This is a genomic window from Thioalkalivibrio sp. ALJ3 (assembly GCF_000377205.1).
Classification (GTDB): Bacteria; Pseudomonadota; Gammaproteobacteria; order Ectothiorhodospirales; family Ectothiorhodospiraceae; genus Thioalkalivibrio.
Genome location: NZ_KB897908.1, coordinates 70,246 through 88,397, shown reverse-complemented (window position 1 = coordinate 88,397; position 18,152 = coordinate 70,246). Strand labels below are relative to the sequence as shown.

The 18,152-nt window shown below is 64.9% G+C and carries 13 protein-coding genes, 2 tRNA genes and 1 pseudogene; 3 read left to right on the top strand and 13 right to left on the bottom strand.

Annotated features, from left to right (window positions below; translation table 11 throughout):
- Positions 1-8 precede the first annotated feature (8 nt).
- Positions 9-2,128 (top strand): annotated as a pseudogene (locus C935_RS12770) (EAL domain-containing protein).
- A gap of 35 nt (positions 2,129-2,163) precedes the next feature.
- On the opposite strand, the gene C935_RS0109150 reads toward C935_RS12770, so the two are convergent.
- The 13 genes from C935_RS0109150 to C935_RS0109090 all read right to left on the bottom strand — a co-directional run bounded on the left by C935_RS0109150 (position 2,164) and on the right by C935_RS0109090 (position 14,742).
- Positions 2,164-4,692: an EAL domain-containing protein gene (locus C935_RS0109150; RefSeq protein WP_018862201.1), complete on the bottom strand. Its 2,529-nt coding sequence runs from the start codon at positions 4,690-4,692 to the stop codon at positions 2,164-2,166.
- Between the two features lie 133 nt (positions 4,693-4,825).
- The gene (locus tag C935_RS0109145; RefSeq protein WP_026278740.1) at positions 4,826-5,947 is read right to left on the bottom strand and encodes a glycerate kinase; all 1,122 of its coding nucleotides are present in this window, start codon (positions 5,945-5,947) and stop codon (positions 4,826-4,828) included.
- A gap of 13 nt (positions 5,948-5,960) precedes the next feature.
- On the bottom strand, positions 5,961-7,322 hold the full coding sequence (locus tag C935_RS0109140) for a GntP family permease (RefSeq protein WP_018862199.1): 1,362 nt from the start codon (positions 7,320-7,322) through the stop codon (positions 5,961-5,963).
- A gap of 169 nt (positions 7,323-7,491) precedes the next feature.
- Positions 7,492-7,565 (bottom strand) — tRNA-Cys (locus tag C935_RS0109135).
- An 87-nt stretch (positions 7,566-7,652) separates the two neighbouring features.
- A tRNA-Gly gene (locus tag C935_RS0109130) sits at positions 7,653-7,728 on the bottom strand.
- A 73-nt stretch (positions 7,729-7,801) separates the two neighbouring features.
- Positions 7,802-8,353, bottom strand: coding sequence for a CDP-diacylglycerol--glycerol-3-phosphate 3-phosphatidyltransferase (pgsA, locus tag C935_RS0109125; RefSeq protein WP_018862198.1), 552 nt, complete (start codon positions 8,351-8,353; stop codon positions 7,802-7,804).
- 283 nt (positions 8,354-8,636) lie between these two features.
- Positions 8,637-10,460, bottom strand: coding sequence for an excinuclease ABC subunit UvrC (gene uvrC, locus C935_RS0109120; RefSeq protein ID WP_018862197.1), 1,824 nt, complete (start codon positions 10,458-10,460; stop codon positions 8,637-8,639).
- Positions 10,461-10,621: 161 nt separating this feature from the next.
- Positions 10,622-11,260 (bottom strand): uracil-DNA glycosylase, encoded by a 639-nt coding sequence (locus C935_RS0109115; RefSeq protein ID WP_018862196.1) that lies wholly within the window; start codon positions 11,258-11,260, stop codon positions 10,622-10,624.
- Positions 11,250-11,726 carry a CYTH domain-containing protein gene (locus C935_RS0109110; RefSeq protein WP_018862195.1) on the bottom strand — a complete coding sequence of 159 codons (477 nt, stop codon included), beginning with the start codon at positions 11,724-11,726 and terminating at the stop codon, positions 11,250-11,252. Before C935_RS0109110 ends, C935_RS0109115 begins: the two co-directional genes overlap by 11 nt.
- 104 nt (positions 11,727-11,830) lie before the next feature.
- A complete protein-coding gene (locus tag C935_RS0109105; protein WP_018862194.1) occupies positions 11,831-12,793 on the bottom strand; it encodes a beta-ketoacyl-ACP synthase III in 963 nt (320 codons plus the stop codon).
- Positions 12,790-13,818 (bottom strand): phosphate acyltransferase PlsX, encoded by a 1,029-nt coding sequence (plsX, locus tag C935_RS0109100; protein WP_018862193.1) that lies wholly within the window; start codon positions 13,816-13,818, stop codon positions 12,790-12,792. Before plsX ends, C935_RS0109105 begins: the two co-directional genes overlap by 4 nt.
- 99 nt (positions 13,819-13,917) lie before the next feature.
- Positions 13,918-14,115 carry a 50S ribosomal protein L32 gene (gene rpmF / locus C935_RS0109095; RefSeq protein WP_012982981.1) on the bottom strand — a complete coding sequence of 66 codons (198 nt, stop codon included), beginning with the start codon at positions 14,113-14,115 and terminating at the stop codon, positions 13,918-13,920.
- A gap of 105 nt (positions 14,116-14,220) precedes the next feature.
- Positions 14,221-14,742, bottom strand: coding sequence for a DUF177 domain-containing protein (locus tag C935_RS0109090; protein ID WP_018862192.1), 522 nt, complete (start codon positions 14,740-14,742; stop codon positions 14,221-14,223).
- 131 nt (positions 14,743-14,873) lie between these two features.
- On the opposite strand from C935_RS0109090, the gene C935_RS0109085 reads away from it, so the two are divergent.
- Both C935_RS0109085 and oadA read left to right on the top strand, forming a co-directional pair.
- A complete protein-coding gene (locus C935_RS0109085; protein WP_018862191.1) occupies positions 14,874-16,292 on the top strand; it encodes an acetyl-CoA carboxylase biotin carboxylase subunit in 1,419 nt (472 codons plus the stop codon).
- A 33-nt stretch (positions 16,293-16,325) separates the two neighbouring features.
- On the top strand, positions 16,326-18,152 hold the full coding sequence (gene oadA, locus C935_RS0109080; RefSeq protein ID WP_018862190.1) for a sodium-extruding oxaloacetate decarboxylase subunit alpha: 1,827 nt from the start codon (positions 16,326-16,328) through the stop codon (positions 18,150-18,152).

The following is an 18,152-nucleotide window of genomic DNA, read 5'->3' as shown; positions in this document are numbered from 1 at the left end:
AGCCACCCATGACCGAATCCGGCCAGACCAAATCGCCGCGCATTCTCGTCGTCGACGACGACGCCCGCCTCCTCGACAGCGTGCGCCAGCTGCTGGAGCTACAAACGTTCACGGTGGAAACCGCCCCGGGCGGAGGGGCCGCCATCGAGATCCTCCGACGCGACCCGCCCGATCTCCTGCTGCTCGACCTTTGCATGCCGGAACTGGGGGGACGGGATGTCCTGCGTTTCATACAGGCCGCCGGCCTCGCGGTCCCGGTCGTTGTGATCAGCGGCAACACCTCGGTTGACGATGTCGCCGGGGCCCTGCGTGAAGGCGCCTCCGATTATCTGAAAAAGCCGTACCAGCCGGACGAGCTGCTGGCGACCGTGCGCAATGCCCTGCACAAGAAAGAACTCGAAGACGCCAACCGCAACATGCGCACGCGCCTGGAGCGTTCCGAGCGCCTGCACCGGCTGATCGTGAACAACTCCCCGGACATCGTTTCATCCTGGACCGCGAAGGGCGTTTTCGTTTCGTGAATTCGCGCGTACACGAACTGCTTGGCTACTCCCGCCAGGACCTTCTGGACACCCGTGTGCTGGACCTCGTGGAGCCGGATGACCACGAAAAGGCGGAGTATTTCTTCGAACAGGCCGGACGCAGCCATGCCCATATCCGCTCCGTGGAACTGGCGCTGAAACCCCGTGAAATGGCCCGTACCCGGCGCTATTTCGAGGTCGCGGTCTGGCCCACGGCGGCCAGCGACGACACGGGCGAGACCCTGATCTACGGGACCGCTCGCGACATCACCGACCGCAAGGAATCCGAGGCCTTTATCAATTTTCAGGCCTACCATGACCTGCTCACCCGCCTGCCGAACCGTGCCCTGTTCCGCGACCGCGTCGACGTGGCCATCGCCCAGGCCCAACGGCACAGTCACCCGCTGGCAGTGATGTTCATCGACCTCAACCGCTTCAAGGTAATCAACGATTCACTGGGCCACACCATCGGCGACCGCCTGCTGCAGGCGGTCGCCCAGCGCCTGCTCGGCTGCATCCGCAAGGGGGACACACTGTCGCGATTCGGCGGTGACGAATTCACCCTGCTGCTACCGGAGATCAGCGACAAGAATGCGGCCGTCGAGGTCGCCGAAAAGATCCTGCAGAGCCTGAGCACTCCGTTTCACCTGGGCGGGGACCACGAGCTGTATGTCGGGGCAAGCATCGGGATCGCCATCTACCCCGAGGGGGGCGATACGCTCGAAGCGCTGATCCGCCACGCTGACATCGCGATGTACCGCGAAAAGAACACGGGCAAGAACGGCATCCGCCTGTTCGCCCCGGAGATGCACGGCAACACACCCCACCGTCTGCAACTTGAGCAGGACCTGCGCAAGGCGCTTGAGCGTGAAGAGTTCCACATCCTCTACCAGCCGCAGGTCGACGGCGAGACGGGACAGCTCCTGGGGGTCGAGGCGCTGATTCGCTGGGATCACCCCGATCGCGGCGTGCTCGGGCCGGCCGAGTTCATCCCGGTAGCCGAGGACACACGCCTGATTGTCGACCTGGATCGCGCCACCCTGCGCAACGCCCTCTGCGACATCCGCGATGCCCATCGACGGGTAAAGGATCTGCGCCTGGCGGTAAATCTGTCGCCGGTTCTGATCGAGCGTGATGACTTTGTCGACGGCGTCCTGGGCCTGTTGGTGGAGACCGGCTTCCCTCCCGAGTTGCTGGAGATCGAGATCACCGAAAGCCTGTTGATGAGCGACACCCACGACACCGTGGCCAAGCTGAACCGCCTGTGCGAGGCCGGGGTCCAGGTCGCTGTGGACGACTTTGGTACCGGCTATTCGTCTCTCAGCTATCTACAGAAGCTCCCGGTCCACACGCTGAAGATCGACCGTAGCTTTACCCACACCATCTGCACCGAGGGCGAGGCCTGCATTGTCAACGCGATTGTTTCCATGGCGCGCGGCCTGCAGATGAACATCATCGCGGAGGGCGTGGAAACCTCGTCCCAACAGAACTATCTGCGCCGCCTCGGCTGCCCGATGATGCAGGGCTTCCTGTTCGGCCATCCCTCCCCGCTCGCGGACCTGTTGCAACAGGAATCGGACTTCGGGCGTCACACCGTCCGATCCTGAGTCCGGTTACAGCCACATCCCGCCCTCGCGGCAGGCTATGCGTCAATACCTTGCAGAGCCTTGTCGGCCGGTGCCGGACGACCCAGCAGATAACCCTGCCCGAAACGACAGCCCTCGCCCAGCAGGAAGGCCTGCTGTCCGGCCTCTTCCACACCCTCGGCGATCAGATCCAGCCCCAGCGCCTCGGCCAGGGCAATGATCGCGCATATGATCGATTCGTTATTGCGGGAGTAGCCGATATCGCGGACCAGTGACTGGTCGATCTTCAACCGCCGCAGCGGCAGCCGGCGCAGATGCGCCAGGTTGGAGTAGCCCGAACCGAAGTCATCCATGGCCAGTGTCACACCCAGGGTCTCCAGGCGGTGCAGAACGGCCAGGGCCCGCTCCGGCTGCTCCATCATCATGGTCTCGGTCAATTCCAGCTCGAGCCGGCCGGGCTCCAGAGCATGACGCGCCAGGATCTCCTGAATCGCCGCCACCAGAGTCTCGTCATGCAGTTCCCGGGCCGAGAGATTCACCGCCACCGTCGGTATCTTGCGGCCTTCCTGGTCCCAGTGCGCCAGTTGGGCACAGGCCGCGTTCAGCACCCAACGGTCGATGGCCTGAATCATCCCGGTCTCCTCCGCCAGTGGTATGAATTCCGCCGGCGAAACCATTCCCCTTTGCGGGTGGCGCCAGCGCACCAGCGCCTCCATACCCACCAGTCGGCCCGTCCGCATGTCCCGCTGCGGCTGGAAGTAGAGCAGCAATTCATTGTTGGCGACCGCGCTACGCAAATCGTTTTCCAGGAACAGGCGATGTTCGGTCTGAGCTCCCATTCCCGGTTCGTAGACATGCCACGTATCGCCACCAACGCTGCGTGACACGGCCATCGCAATCTCCGCCGCTGTCAGCAGTTCGTCGCGCGTAGTGCCATGTTCGGGGAACGTCGCCATCCCCACACTCGCGGTGGTCACCAGCGAGCGTCCGCCAACGGCACTGGGCTCGCGCAGAACCTCCAGCAAGCGCTCGAGGAAGGGGACAGCACCCGTGTCCAGCGGTGGCGACTCGACGATCAGGCAGAACTCGTCGGCACCCACACGCGAAATGGTATCCTGCGGCCCCAGCAGGCGCCCGAGCCGCTCGCCCATGGCCTCCAGCACCCGGTCTCCCGCGGATGTTCCAAGGGTTTCGTTGACATTCCGAAAGCGGTCAAGGTCAATCAGCACGACCCAGCGAACCTGGCCATCGGCCAGCGCCCGCTCCAGCGTGTGTCCCAGACGATCATGCAGCAATACGCGATTGGGCAGCCCCGTGCACGAGTCATAGTGCGCCATCTGCCGCAACGCTTCCTTTTGTTCCATGCTGGCGGTCAGGTCCGTCCAGCTGCCAACCACCTCGGCTCCGCCCTGCCCCTGGATTCTGCCAGGCACGATCCGCAGCTCGTCGCGGATATGGCGCAGCTTGCCCCAGCCATCGAACAGCCGTAGCTCACGGACCATATGACGTTCCTGGAGCAGACGCCGATTCTCGCGCAGGGCGGTCGGCCGGTCCTCCGGGTGCACTTGTTGTTCCCACCAGCCCGGTTGCAGGGCGGTCTCGGGATCGAACCCGAACAGGCGCTGGAAATTGCCACTTACCCAAAGGAGTTTGAAATCCTGCGCATTGAGTTGATAGAGCACCACGGGCCCACTCTCCAGCAGATGCTCGAGCCGCTGGTTGGCTTCGCGCAAATCATGCGTCCTTGCGCGCACCGTGCGCCTCAGCCAAAGCGCCATCAGCGCCAGAACAAGCGCGCTCCCCCCAGCGGCGGCCAGGGCCGGCCACGCCCACGCCGGAATCTCGCTCCCGAGGGTCGTCGGCTCCAGAGCCTGCTCCATCGCCTGGTGATAGGGCGAACCGGCCTCACCCTTCCAACGCTGCAGATAGGCGTCAAGGACGTCCAGTCGCTCAGCCTGCCTCCCGGGCGCGGCCGCAAAATAGAGACCGACCTGGTCAAAGGTGATGGGCGTTTCCACCAGCATGTGCTGACGAGCGTGACGGCGTCCATAAAAGTTGTTGCTGATCGCAACGTCGGCCTCGCCCGCGGTGACTGCACCCAGCACGGATTGCATGTCGGGACGAAGTACGAGTGTCCAGTCCAGACCCTCGCTCCGCGCATACTCGCGCAGATAATCGCTTTGAACCGAACCATCGAGCACCGCCAGCCGGAGGCCTTCCAGTGACTCCATGCGGTCCAGGCCCGAGTTGACGGGAGCCAGCACCTGACTCCACGCCTGAACCACCGGAATCGAATGGAACGCAAGGCTTTCACGACGTTCCGGAGTCAGGGCGACATCCGGCATCAGGTCGATCTCGCCCGCTTCCAGTGCATCCAGACAGGCCGACCACTCGCACGAGACGTACTCCACCTGCCAGTGCTCGCGGCGGGCAATGGCCTCCAGAAGCTCCACGAACACGCCACCGGCCGCCCCGTCGTCGCCGGTGCCGACCTTGGGCACATTCTCGTAAAGCCCGACGCGCACGTTCTCGTCCGCGCTGACCCCAACCGACAGGCACATTGTGGCGGCGAGCAGAAGGCCCATGGCCGACGCTCGCCATGGTCTCCACACACAGCTGCTGATGTCGTTGAAGAAAATCAATGCACGCCCCTGTGCGACAGGCCCCGAATAGTGCCATGAATGGCCACAGCGTGAACCCCTGTCAGTCGTCCGTCCTTTAGCTCAACCGCGCCTCCACGAGTTCACGCGTGCGTTCCATGATCCAGCGCCCGGGTTCGTCCATGGCCTGTTCCAGCGTGATCGTGCCATCACAAAGAGCGCGTGCGTCGGCGAGTCCCACCGCTTCGAGTTCCTCTGGCGTGGCGTCGATGGACCCGGCAACGGCGACGGCCGGCACACAGCAGCGCCGTGCCCGCCGGACCACCTCGGCCACGACCTTGCCATGCACGGTCTGCCCATCGACCTGTCCCTCGCCCGTGATGACCAGATCACTGCCGGCAATCGCCGCATCGAGATCGATCATGTCCGCCAGATACACCGCCCCCATACGCGACTGTCCACGCAGGACACAGGCCAGGGCGAAACCCAGACCTCCAGCGGCACCCGCCCCGGGCATAGCGCCCGGGCGGCGCAGCTCCCCCGCCGCGTCAATGGCGCGTTCCAGGCGCTCCATGCAGGCATCCATGCGCCGGACGTCGGACTCCGCCAGCCCTTTTTGCGGACCGAACACCGCCGCCGCACCCCGGTTGCCCGTCAACGGATTGTCGACATCGTTCAGCACCGTGATGCGAAGCCCCGACAAACGGGGCTCCAGACCGGAAAAATCGGCACTTTTCACATCCTCCAGCCGCTCCGGAACGGGATCCAGGTCGCGCCCTTCGCGGTCACGGAAGCGAACCCCCAGCGCGTGCAGCATCCCGGCACCACCATCCACCGTGCCGCTACCGCCGAGTCCGATCAGCACATGCCGGGCACCCGCATCCAGTGCTGCCAGGATCAGGTGCCCCACGCCACGGGTATCGAGCTTCCATGGATCTCGCTCGGCCTCGGGTATCAGGCCCAGCCCACACGCAGAGGCCACATCGATCACCGCACGCCGCGTGACGTCGTCGCAGCCCCAGCCCGCCGATACATGCTGCCCGCGCGGGTCACGGACATCGGACAGATGCCAGGCCCATCCCAGCGTGTAGCTCACCAGCTCCGCCGTCCCTTCTCCACCATCGGCCATCGGCAGGGCCCGGATACGGGTCGATGGACTCGCGGCATGCACGCCACGAGCCATCGCCTGGGCCACATCCTCCGCATCCAGACTGCCCTTGAAGCTGTCCGGACACAACACGACCCGCCTCAGCTCAGACAAAGACGAGCCCCAGCAGGTAGATCACGATCATCGCGCTCACACCCTGCAACAGCGTGGCGGTCGTATAGGCCTTGTAGGCGGTCGACACCTTCATGCGGCTGAACTGGCTGACCACCCAGAAGAAGCTGTCGTTGGCGTGAGAGACGGTCATCGCCCCGGCGCCCACCGCCATCACCGCCAGCACCATGCCCATGTCCGAATCCAGTCCCAGCGCGGGCAGCAGCGGCGCCACCATGCTGGAGGCCGCGACCAGTGCCACCGTCGACGAGCCCTGGGCAGACTTGAGCGCAGCCGCCAGCAGGAACGGCACCAGAAGCCCCAGTCCAAGACCCGTCAGCATGTCGCCGAGCTGATCACCAATCGGGGTCTCCTGCAGGACCGAACCAAACGCGCCGCCCGCCCCGGTAATCAACAGGATTGGCGCCGCGAGCAGGACCGCATCGACCGTCATCTGGTGGAAACGGCCTCGCTTGTCGTCACCCTTGACCAACAGCAGGGCGAACACCACGCCAATCGCCAGCGCGACCACCGGCTGACCCAGGAAGATCAGCGCCGCCGCGAGCATGCCGGGGTCGACGTCGCGTGTGGCCAGCGACGCGATCGAGCCGATCGAGATCAGCACGATCGGTGCCAGGATCGGCATGAATGCCGCCAGGGTCGTCGGACGGTGGGTCAGATCGGGCTCCGGCTTCTTCACCTCCTGGCCGGTGGCCTCCTCGATCGGATCCGGCTCCAGCAGTTCATCATCATTCGCATGGGTATAGCGACTCGCCCAGAGCCAGCCCACCGCAGCCGCCACCGCGGCCACCACGAGGCCGAACAGGATCACCAGTCCCAGCGCATCGGCGATCCCGATGTTGCTCGCCGCGGCGATCGGGCCCGGGGTCGGCGGAACGAAGTTGTGCGTGGCGAACAGACCCGTCGCCAGCGCGACACTCATCGCCACCAGGGACACGCCGGCCTTCTTCGCCAGCGCATTCTTCAGGGAGTTCAGGATTACGTAGCCGGAGTCACAGAACACCGGGATCGACACGATGTAGCCGATGATCGTAGCCGTCAGGTTGGGGAAACGGTCCGACAGCGCGCGGATGATCGCCTCCGCCATCACGATCGCCGCCCCGGTGCGATCCAGGATCACTCCGATGATCGTGCCCAGCGCGATCACGATCCCGATATAGCCGAGCGTCCCGCCGAAGCCGTCGTTGATGACGCTAATCGCCTCTTTCGGGGCAATACCCCCGATCAACGCCATCACAAAGGCCGCCAACAACAGGGCGAGGAACGGGTGGACCCGCAGCTTCACGGTAGCAAACACCAGTGCCGCCACGACGATAATCAGGCCAATAATCAGCATCTCGCGTCCCCCATCTTGTTTTGGTTATTGAAGGAAACGAACGTTTCCCCAGAAGAGCATAGACCCTGTAACCCTTCCTGGGACGAGAATTTTCATACCGGTTTCAGCACAGTGGGGAAACCAAAAAGAAAAGACCGCCCGAAGGCGGCCCTGGCACGAAGCGCAATGATGGAGGCTGGGGTCGGAATCGAACCGGCGTACACGGATTTGCAGTCCGCTGCATAACCACTCTGCCACCCAGCCTGTATCGGGTGGGTCCCGGCCCGCAAGAAGCAGCATGCGGAGGCCGAAACAGAAAACCCCGGCCGAACCGGGGTTTCAGGAATCTGTTGGAGCGGGAAACGAGATTCGAACTCGCGACCCCAACCTTGGCAAGGTTGTGCTCTACCAGCTGAGCTATTCCCGCTCTTCGTTAACGGCGCGTATTCTACCGTACCAGAGGCGGACGTCAATAGTCTGCCCGGGTCCGGCACGCCACATCAGCGTCCGCGCGCGGCCGCCAGCATGTACTGCACCATCGACACCAGCGTGAGGATGGCCGCCAGATACAGCAGCCATACACCGATCGCGAAAGTCGGCAGCCCAGCGACCGGCTCCGCCCACAGGAGCAGGAAGATCGCCACCATCTGGGCGGTGGTCTTGACCTTGCCGACCCAGGACACCGCCACCTTCGCACTGGCGCCGACCTCGGCCATCCACTCGCGCAGGGCCGAGATTGCGATCTCGCGCCCGATGATTACGACCGCCGCCAGCGCCAGACCCACACCCGGGTTGTGATCGACCACCAGAACCAGCGCGGCCGCGACGATCAGCTTGTCCGCCACCGGATCGAGGAACGCACCGAAGCGGCTGGTCACCTCCCAGCGCCGTGCCAGATAACCGTCCGCCCAGTCCGTGATCGCGGCGAGGGCGAAGATGATCGCCGCGACGATGCCGGCCGTGGGCATCGGCAACGCATAGAACACAACGATCAGCAGCGGGATCATCACGATCCGCGACCAGGTCAGCCAGTTGGGGAGTTCACGGATCATCTGCTGGTTAGTCCAAGGGAAACACTGATTAATGTACACGCTCGTGCTCGAGTCGCTTTTGCGTGCGAACAAGGCGCGGCGACTGCCGTGCAGTCATTCTGCACAAGGGAACCGCAACGCCGTTCCCACGCCAAAGCGGCCGAGCCCCTTCGGGGTTGGCACCCCAGGTTCCCCGATCCGGCGTTGCGCCACTTGCGGGTAGAACCACTACCCGCTGCACGACGCGCCTTGTCTCGGAAAACCTGGGGTGCCAACACGAGTGTGTACATTAATCAGTGTTTCCCTAGTGAAACTGGTCGTAGATCGCCTGCGCGAGCCGCCGGTGGATGCCCGGCACCTTGGACAGCTCGTCGACGCCGGCGCGTGCCACCCCGCGCAGCCCCCCGAAGTGGCGCAGCAACGCGCTACGGCGCTTCGGCCCCAGCCCCGGAATCGACTCCAGTGTCGATTCCTTGCGCGCCTTGGCCCGGCGCGCACGGTGCCCGGTGATCGCGAACCGGTGCGCCTCGTCGCGAATCTGCTGGATCAGGTGTAGCGCACCCGAGTGCGCGGGGAGTATAGAGGGGGCCTCCACCCCGCTCAATATCAGCGTTTCCATACCCGGCCGGCGTTCCTCGCCCTTGGCGACGCCGATCACACGGATGTGATCCAGCCCGAGGTCCGCCAGCACATTGAGCGCCTGCGTAACCTGGCCCTTGCCGCCGTCGATGAACAGGATGTCCGGCTCCTGCCCTTCCCCCTTCTTCAGGCGGGCGAAGCGCCGGCTCAGGGCCTGATGCATCGCGGCGTAATCGTCACCGGGCTCGATCCCGTCGATGTTGAACCGCCGGTAGTCGGACTTGATCGGCCCCTCTGGCCCGAACACCACGCAAGAAGCGACCGTGCGCTCGCCGCCGGTGTGCGAGATGTCGAAGCACTCCATGCGCTTCGGGGGATTCTCCAGATTCAGTTCGGCGGTGAGCGCGTCCAGGCGCGCAGCCTGTCCGGCCTGACTGGCGATGCGGGTCTTCAGGGCCAGTTCGGCATTGCGCCGTGCCATATCCAGCCAGCGCGCCCGATCCCCGCGCAACGACCAGGCGAGCTGGACCTTGCGGCCGTCGCGGCGCTCCATCAGGAAGGCCTCCAGCGCCGGCGCGCCTTCCGGCTCATGCGACAGCAGCACGCGCGCCGGCGGTTCGCGTTCGGCGTAGTACTGCGCCAGCACCGCCGCCATAATCTCGGACGTGTCGGTGGCCTCCGGCACGTTCGGGAACAGCTCGCGGTTGCCCAGGTTCTGCCCCCCGCGCACGAAGAAGATCTCCACGGCCACCGCGCCCGCCTCCTGCGCCAGGGCAATCACGTCGGCGTCACCCTCGCCGCCGGAGACAAACTGCTGCTCGGAGATCTGACGCAGCCGCGCGATCTGGTCCCGCAGTCGCGCCGCATGCTCGAAATCGAGGCGTTCGGAGGCCGCCTCCATGCGCTGCATCAGGTCGGCGATCACCACCTCGCTCTTGCCCTGCAGGAACTGCACGGAGGACTCGACGTCGCGGGCATACTCCTCGGGCGTGATATAGCCCACGCAGGGCGCCGTACAACGCCCGATCTGATACTGCAGACAAGGCCGGGAACGGTGCGCGAACACGCTGTCCTCGCACTGGCGAACCTGAAACAGCTTCTGCAGCAGCGCCAGGCTCTCGCGCACGGCCCCGGCTGAAGGGTACGGGCCGAAATAGCGCACCCCTTTCTTTTTCGCGCCCCGGTGAAAACCCAGGCGCGGGTACTCCTGGCTGGACACGAAGATGTAGGGGTAGCTCTTGTCGTCGCGCAGCAGCACGTTGTAGCGCGGCCGGTGGCGCTTGATCAGGTTGGCCTCGAGCAGCAGGGCTTCGGCCTCGGTATGCGTGACCGCAACACGGATGTCCGCGATCTGGCGCACCATCGACCGGATCCGCGGCCCGCGATCGTCCGAACCGCGAAAGTAGCTGGCCACACGACTCCTGAGATTGCGCGCTTTGCCGACATACAGCACGCCGCCGCTGGCATCCAGCATCTGATAGACACCGGGCGACTGCGTCAGCGTCTTCAGGAAGGCCTTGGAATCGAAACCGGTTTCGGGCGCGCTCATGACAGCTTCAGGATACCGGAACGGCCAAAGGAGTCAGCCAAACCTGTACGGCAACTGGGCGTGGGAAACATCAGCAGTGGGCGTTCAACGCCCTTGGCACTTTGGCACCCCGCAACATTGGGCGCCACGCCCTCACGGGCAGCCGGGCCGCCACAGGTTTTCTACTTGAGATGAGTACGGATGCGGGCGAACAGTTCGCCGAACATGGCCGGGGTGAGGCGGCGGGTCTGGGTGTTGTAGCGCGAGCAGTGGTAGGAATCGACCAGACGCAGGCCATCCAGGTCATGCTCGGCGCCGTGGGCAAAGCGCCGGCTCGATAACGGCAAGCCACGCGCCCGAAGGACCGCGTCATGGGCGATCTTGCCCAGTGCGAGGATCACTTGGGGCTGCATCGTATCCATCTCGGAGGCCAGGAAACCGTTGCAGGTGCGGATTTCCTCGGTGGTGGGCTTGTTCTGCGGCGGCAGGCACTTGACGGCATTGGTGATGCGGCAGTCCAGCAGTTGCAGCCCGTCGTCCGCGTTCACGCTCTCGGGGGCCGTCGCAAAGCCGTAGTGGTGCAGGGTCTCGTAGAGCAGCACCCCGGCGTAATCCCCGGTGAAGGGGCGCCCCGTGGCGTTGGCCCCGTGCATTCCCGGGGCGAGTCCGACGATCAGCAGGCGGGCATCCAGCGGGCCGAACGAAGGGACCGGCGCCGCATGGTAGTCCGGGTGCTTCGCTCGCACGTCTTCCAGAAAACCGGCCAGGCGCGGGCAGCGCCGGCAGTCCGGATCGAACACGGGAAAGGAATCAGCTTGCATCGGGCCAGTCGCGGTAGGGGTTCCGGGCCAGCTCGGTGTTGTAGTAGCGCGGGTCGTGCGAGACCTCCGCACCCAGCCACTCGGGGCGCGGGAAGTCGGCATCGCTCGCGGGCAATTCCAGCTCGGCCACGATCAGGCCGGCATTGGCGCCCTCGAACACGTCGATCTCGTATTCCCAGCCGTCGACATCCACCCAGTAGCGTGTCTTCTCGACCTGCGGGCCGGCGAGGGTATCGAGCAGACGGTGGGCCTCGACGACCGGGATCGCGTACTGGTACTCGTCGCGTTCGACACCCAGGGTCGCGCTCTTGATATTCAGGTTCGCGCCCTCCTCGTCCACGCGCACGCGGATCGAGGCGCGGTCGTTGCCGCACAGGTAGCCCTGGCGCATGCGCTGGGAGCGGACCACGGCCTCGCGCCAGGCATCACTGGCCAGCAGAAACTTGCGTTCGATCTCGCGACCCATGTCGTCGACTCCCGTCTTTCGGCGAACCACTTCGTATCAGGCTTTGGCAGGGGCTTCGCCTGCAAGCAGGCTCCCACAGGAGGGGAATCGCGAAGCGGCGCGTGCTACATCCGGATCAGCGCGGAGCCCCAGGTAAAGCCGCCGCCAAAGGCCTCGGTCAGGATCAGGTCGCCCTTCTTGATACGCCCGTCGCGCACGGCGGTATCCAGCGCCAGCGGGATCGACGCGGCGGAAGTGTTGCCGTGCTGGTCGACCGTGACCACGACGTGATCCATGGACATGTTCAGCTTCTTGGCCGTGGCCTGGATGATGCGGATGTTGGCCTGATGCGGGACCAGCCAGTCCAGCTCGGACTTCTCGATCCCGTTGTATTCGAGCGTCTCGTCAACGATCTGGTCGAGCGTGTTGACCGCAACACGGAAGACCGCGCGGCCTTCCATGCGGATAAACTCGAGATCCGGGTTGTCGCCAGGCTGCGAGACCCCGCCCGGGACCTCCAGCAGGCCCTTGTGGTGGCCATCCGCGTGCAGGTGGGTGGAGATGATGCCCGGATCCGGCGAACGCGAAAGCACCACCGCGCCCGCACCATCGCCCCACAGGATACAGTTGCCGCGGTCGGTGTAGTCGGTGATACGCGAGAGCGTCTCGGCCCCGACGACCAGCACATGCCGGATTTCGTCGCTCTGCATGAAGCGGTCGGCCGTGGCCAGGGCATAGACAAACCCGGAGCACACCGCCTGTATGTCGAAGGCCGGGCAGCCGCCGATCCCGAGCTTGGCCTGCAGGATGCAAGCGGTGCTGGGGAAGATCTGGTCCGGGGTCGTGGTGGCGACGATGATCAGGTCCAGGTCGGCGGGGCGGATGCCCGCGGCGTCCAGCGCGCGCTCGGCGGCCTTCAGCGCCAGGTCGGAGGTCACCTGGTTCTCGGCCACGATGTGCCGCTCGCGAATCCCGGTACGCTCCTGGATCCAGGCGTCCGAGGTATCCACCATGGCCTCGAGATCGGCGTTGGTCAGGATCCGCTCGGGCAGGTAGCTCCCGGTCCCGCTGATGCGTGCATGCTTCACTGCGCGTGCTCCTGCCCCAGTAGCTGCTCCAGCTGCTTGTCGATGCGGCTGGAGATGTTTGCCTCGGCCTCGATCCGGGCAATGCGAATCGCGTATTCGAATGCTAGGGCATCGGCACTGCCATGGCTCTTGATCACCACGCCCTGCAACCCCAGCAGCGAGGCCCCGTTGTAGCGCCGGTGGTCAAAGCGGTGGCGCAACCGGCGCAGCACGGGCAGTGCGAACAGACCGGCCAGTCGCGAATACAGCGAGGCGCGGAACTCGGCCTTCATGTTGGTGGAAATCATCTTGGCCACGCCCTCGCTGACCTTCAGCGCGACGTTGCCAACAAAGCCGTCGCAGACGACCACGTCGACATCACTGCAGTAGACGTCGTTGCCCTCCACGAACCCGACATAGTTCAGGCTGGATTCCTCCAGCATGCGACCCGCCTCGCGTACCCGATCGTTACCCTTGATGGCCTCCGACCCGATATTGAGCAACCCCACCTTGGGGGCCTCGAGCCCGTCTACTGCATTCGCCAGCACCGAGCCCATCACCGCGAACTGGTACAGGTGCTCCGCCTCGACATCCACATTGGCGCCGAGATCCAGCATGTGGGTATGGCCATACAGGGAAGGCAGCGCGGTCGCGATGGCCGGACGATCGATCCCCGGCAGGGTCTTCAGCACATAGCGCGCGGTGGCCATCAGCCCGCCGGTGTTACCGGCCGACACGCAGGCCTGCGCGGTACCTTTCTTGACCTGGTCGATGGCGACGCGCATCGACGAGTCGCGTTTGGTACGCAGGGCGACGGCCGGCGGTTCCTCCATGCCGACCACCTGGCTGGCATGCACGATCTCCACGCGTTCGCGCTCGGCCGCCGTCCAGCCTGCAAGCCCCGACTCGATGGTCGCTTCGTCTCCCACCAGCAGCAGACGGAAGTCGTCGGCCACCTTCAGCGCCCGACGCGCGGCCGGCAGCACCACGGAGGCCCCGTGATCGCCCCCCATCACATCCAGCGCAATAGTGAATTCGCGGCTCATGCGCGCGCCTGTGACAGGCCCGAGGAACGGGTCCAGTTAAACGCGGAAAGGCCACGGTGCAGCCGCAGCCGTGGCCCCAGCAAGGTCATCACGCCGAACTTAGTCTTCGTCGTCTTCGACTTCGACGTCCTGCTGGATCACCTGGCGACCACGGTAGAACCCGTCCGGGGTCACATGATGCCGGCGATGGACCTCTCCGGTGGTCGGATCGGTGGACAGGGTCGCGCCCTTCAGCCCGTCGTGGGAACGGCGCATGTCGCGCTTGGAACGGGTTTTGCGGCGTTGTTGCACAGCCATGATGAATCTCCAGATTAATCAAATCCCGCCTGGGCGGGGTTAGCCCGAATCAAAAACGGGCGCAAGTATAGCGTTTCGAGCCGGGCGGCGCCCCACTCCACCAATCTATCGGTCGTCGCCGTTGCGCGAACTGCCCTTTAGCTGTTCGAGCACCGCAAACGGATTGTCCTCGCGCTGTCCGGGAACAAATTCGGGTTCCACGGCAGGCTCGCAGTCCGCGTGGCGCGGCACCAGCGGCCTGGCCAGCAGCACCTCGTCCTCGGCCCAGACCGCCGGGTGCAGCCGCCCATCGTCCTCCAGTTCGAGGATATCCTCGTCCGCGCCCAGGCCTTCCACGGAACCGCCCGCCGGCAGGATCACTGCATCGGTCTCGAGCCGGAATTCCCAGGCCAACGGTTGCAGACAACGCTGGCAGGTCTGCCACAGCTCGCCGGTGATCACTCCGGTCAGCCGCATCTCGTCCAGCGCGCCGCGCTCCAACCCGAAACGGACATGAATCCATAGCGTGTGCTCGGCCAGCGCCTCGTCCCGCAGGCGCGGCAGATCCTCCGCAGACAAATCGCCTTCGAATTCCTGGTGCCGGGCCCGTGGCTGCCACGGGTCGAGAGATACGGGAATACGACTCATAGAACACTCTCGTGCAAGGGCGCGGAATATACGCGTGCGAGACCTATTCTGTCAAAGCGAAACAGAAACTTGCAGCCCTTCGACTGCATGTCGATACTCGGGCTGTCACTGACCTTCCCGGGACCTTCCGTTTGATCCGCAAGCTGCTCATAGCCAACCGGGGCGAGATCGCCGTGCGCCTGACCCGGGCCTGCGCGGAGATGGGGATTACCTCGGTCGCGGTGCATACCGACGCCGACCGCCACGCCCTGCACGTAAAAAAAGCGGACGAGGCCTACGCCATCGGTCCTGACAGCATGGGTGGCTACCTGAGCATCCACCGGCTGCTCAGCGTCGCCCGGGCCGCCGGATGCGACGCTGTGCACCCGGGATACGGTTTTCTCTCCGAGAATGCGGATTTCGCGGCCGCCTGCGCCGCGCGCGGGCTCATCTGGGTCGGCCCGGACGCCAGCGTCATTCGCCGCATGGGCGACAAGGTGGCCGCGCGGCAGGCCATGATCGAGGCCGGGGTGCCGATCACACCAGGGTCAGAGGGCAACCTGGAGACGCTGGAGGCCGCTCTGGAGGCCGCCGAGGCAATCGGCTACCCCGTGATGCTCAAGGCGACCAGTGGCGGCGGCGGGCGCGGCATCCGCCTGTGCGAAGATCCGGACGCCCTGAGGCACAACTTCGACCGCGTACGCTCGGAGGCCACACGCGCGTTCGGCAGCACCGAGATCTTCCTGGAAAAAGCCGTGGTCAACCCGCGTCACATCGAGGTACAGATCCTCGCGGATATGCATGGCAATGCCGTTCACCTGTACGAGCGTGACTGCTCCGTGCAGCGGCGCCATCAGAAACTGATCGAGATCGCCCCTTCGCCGCAATTGTGCGAGGCCCAGCGCGAACGCCTGGGCTCGCTGGCCGTCACGGCCGCGCAGACGGTCGGGTACCAGAACGCCGGGACCGTCGAGTTCCTGATGGACGGCGATGACACTTTTTATTTCATGGAGATGAACACACGTCTTCAAGTCGAACATCCAGCTACTGAGATGATCACGGGCGTGGACATCGTGCAGGAGCAGTTGCGCATTGCCAGTGGCGAACCGCTGCGCTATGAGCAATCACAGATCACCCGACGCGGCTTCGCCATGGAGTTTCGCATCAACGCGGAAGATCCGACCAACGACTTCCTGCCGAGCTTTGGTCGCATTACGCGCTACTTTGCCCCCGGCGGCCCGGGTGTTCGCACGGACGGCGCGATCTACACCGGCTACGAGATCCCGCCGCACTACGACTCGATGTGCGCCAAGCTGATCTGCTGGGCGCTGGAGTGGGACGACCTGCTGGCACGCAGCAATCGTGCCCTGCGGGACATGGGCGTGTTCGGGGTGAAGACCACCATCCCCTACCATCTTGCAATCGTGAACCACCCGGATTTTCGGCGCGCGGATTTCAATACCGGCTTCATCGCAGATCACCCTGAACTGACCAATCTGCCGGCCAAGCGCTCCGAGCGCCAGATGGCCGTCGCAATCGCGGCCGCAATCGCCGCCCACCACGGGCTTTAGCAAGACATTGCCCCCCGGACCACCGGACTAGCCATGGACCGAGTTCACATAACGGATGTCACTCTGCGCGACGGCCACCAGAGCCTGATCGCCACGCGCATGCGCACCGAGGACATGCTGCCGATCTGCGAGCAGATGGACGCGATCGGCTTTCACTCCCTCGAGGCCTGGGGTGGAGCCACGTTCGACGCCTGCGTGCGTTTTCTCAAGGAAGACCCATGGGAACGCCTGCACCAGCTCAAGGCCGCACTGCCCAACACGCCGCTGCAAATGCTGCTGCGTGGGCAGAACCTGCTCGGCTACCGCCACTATGCGGATGACGTCGTGCGCGCCTTCGTCGAGCGGTCCGTGGCCGGCGGCATCGACATCATCCGCATCTTCGACGCGATGAACGATGCACGGAACCTGCGCACCGCGATCGAGGCCACTCGCAAGGCCGGTGGCCATGCCCAGGGCACGCTCTGCTACACCACCGGGCCGGTACACTCCGCCGCGCAATTCGTCGTCCTCGCCCGCGAGCTGGTGGACATGGGGGCACAGAGCATCGCAATCAAGGACATGGCCGGGCTGCTGACTCCAGCGGCCACCCGTGAGCTGGTTACCGAGCTGGTGGATGCGCTGGATGTACCCATCCACCTGCATGCGCATGCCACCTCGGGTCTGTCCGAGCTGTGTCACTGGCAGGCGATCGAGGCCGGCTGCCGCCACATCGAGACGGCGATCTCCGCCTTCGCCGGGGGCACCAGCCACCCCCCCACGGAGAGCCTGGTCGCAGCGTTGTCCGGCACCGAGCACGACACGGGCCTGGATCTCGTGGCCCTGCAGAAGATCGGGCTGTATTTCCACGAGGTGCGCAAGAAGTACCGGCGCTTCGAGAGCGAGTACACCGGCGTCGATACCCGAGTACAGGTGAACCAGGTACCGGGTGGCATGATCTCCAACCTCGCCAACCAGCTGCGCGACCAGAACGCGCTGGATCGCTTTGATGCCGTGCTGGAGGAGATCCCGCGCGTGCGCGAGGATCTCGGCTATCCGCCCCTGGTCACGCCGACCTCGCAGATTGTTGGCACCCAGGCGGTGATGAACGTCCTCGCCGGGGAGCGCTACAAAACCATCACCAACGAGGTGAAGCAGTACCTGACCGGACACTACGGCCGCGCGCCGGGATCCATCAATCGCGTGATCCAGCGCAAGGCAATCGGCAACGCCGAGGTCATTGACGTGCGCCCGGCGGACCTGTTGAAGCCGGAGATGGACCATCTGACCCGGGAGATCGGCGACCTGGCCCAAGGGCCCGAGGACGTGCTGACCTTCGCGCTGTTTCCCGAGGTAGGCCGGACGTTCCTCGAACAACGCCGCGACGACACGCTTGAACCGGAACCGTTGAACCCACCAGACAGCACCCAGGCCGGCTGCCCGGCACCGGTGGAATTCAACGTCAGCTTCCATGGGGAGTCGTACCACATCCGGGTCAATGGCAGTGGACACCATCGCGAGGACACGCGCCCGATGTACATCACAGTCGACGGCATGCCGGAAGAGGTTCTGATCGAGACGCTCGATACCATCGACACGGCCGGCGGCGGTGGCGCCGAATCGCCGCGCGCAGGCACAAGATCCCGGCGCGCCACCCGCCCGGGCGATGTCACCACCTCCATGCCCGGCACCATCATCGACGTACTGGTGGCCGAGGGTGACGTTGTGGAGGCCGGACAGCCCGTACTCGTAATCGAGGCGATGAAGATGGAATCGGAAATCGCCGCGCCTATTGCCGGCACAGTGCGCGCAGTAAACGTGGCCAAGGGTGCGGCCGCCAACCCGGACGATGCCCTGATCGAGATCGACGCCCTCGATGGGTAA

Bases quoted from the DNA above. Each gene is read 5' to 3' on its own strand.
- C935_RS0109150 (WP_018862201.1), bottom strand. From the start codon at position 4,692: ATGGGCCTTCTGCTCGCCGCCACAATGTGCCTGTCGGTTGGGGTCAGC.
- C935_RS0109140 (WP_018862199.1), bottom strand. From the start codon at position 7,322: ATGCTGATTATTGGCCTGATTATCGTCGTGGCGGCACTGGTGTTTGCT.
- pgsA (WP_018862198.1), bottom strand. From the start codon at position 8,353: ATGATCCGTGAACTCCCCAACTGGCTGACCTGGTCGCGGATCGTGATG.
- uvrC (WP_018862197.1), bottom strand. From the start codon at position 10,460: ATGAGCGCGCCCGAAACCGGTTTCGATTCCAAGGCCTTCCTGAAGACG.
- C935_RS0109115 (WP_018862196.1), bottom strand. From the start codon at position 11,260: ATGCAAGCTGATTCCTTTCCCGTGTTCGATCCGGACTGCCGGCGCTGC.
- C935_RS0109110 (WP_018862195.1), bottom strand. From the start codon at position 11,726: ATGGGTCGCGAGATCGAACGCAAGTTTCTGCTGGCCAGTGATGCCTGG.
- plsX (WP_018862193.1), bottom strand. From the start codon at position 13,818: ATGAGCCGCGAATTCACTATTGCGCTGGATGTGATGGGGGGCGATCAC.
- rpmF (WP_012982981.1), bottom strand. From the start codon at position 14,115: ATGGCTGTGCAACAACGCCGCAAAACCCGTTCCAAGCGCGACATGCGC.
- C935_RS0109090 (WP_018862192.1), bottom strand. From the start codon at position 14,742: ATGAGTCGTATTCCCGTATCTCTCGACCCGTGGCAGCCACGGGCCCGG.
- oadA (WP_018862190.1), top strand. From the start codon at position 16,326: ATGGACCGAGTTCACATAACGGATGTCACTCTGCGCGACGGCCACCAG.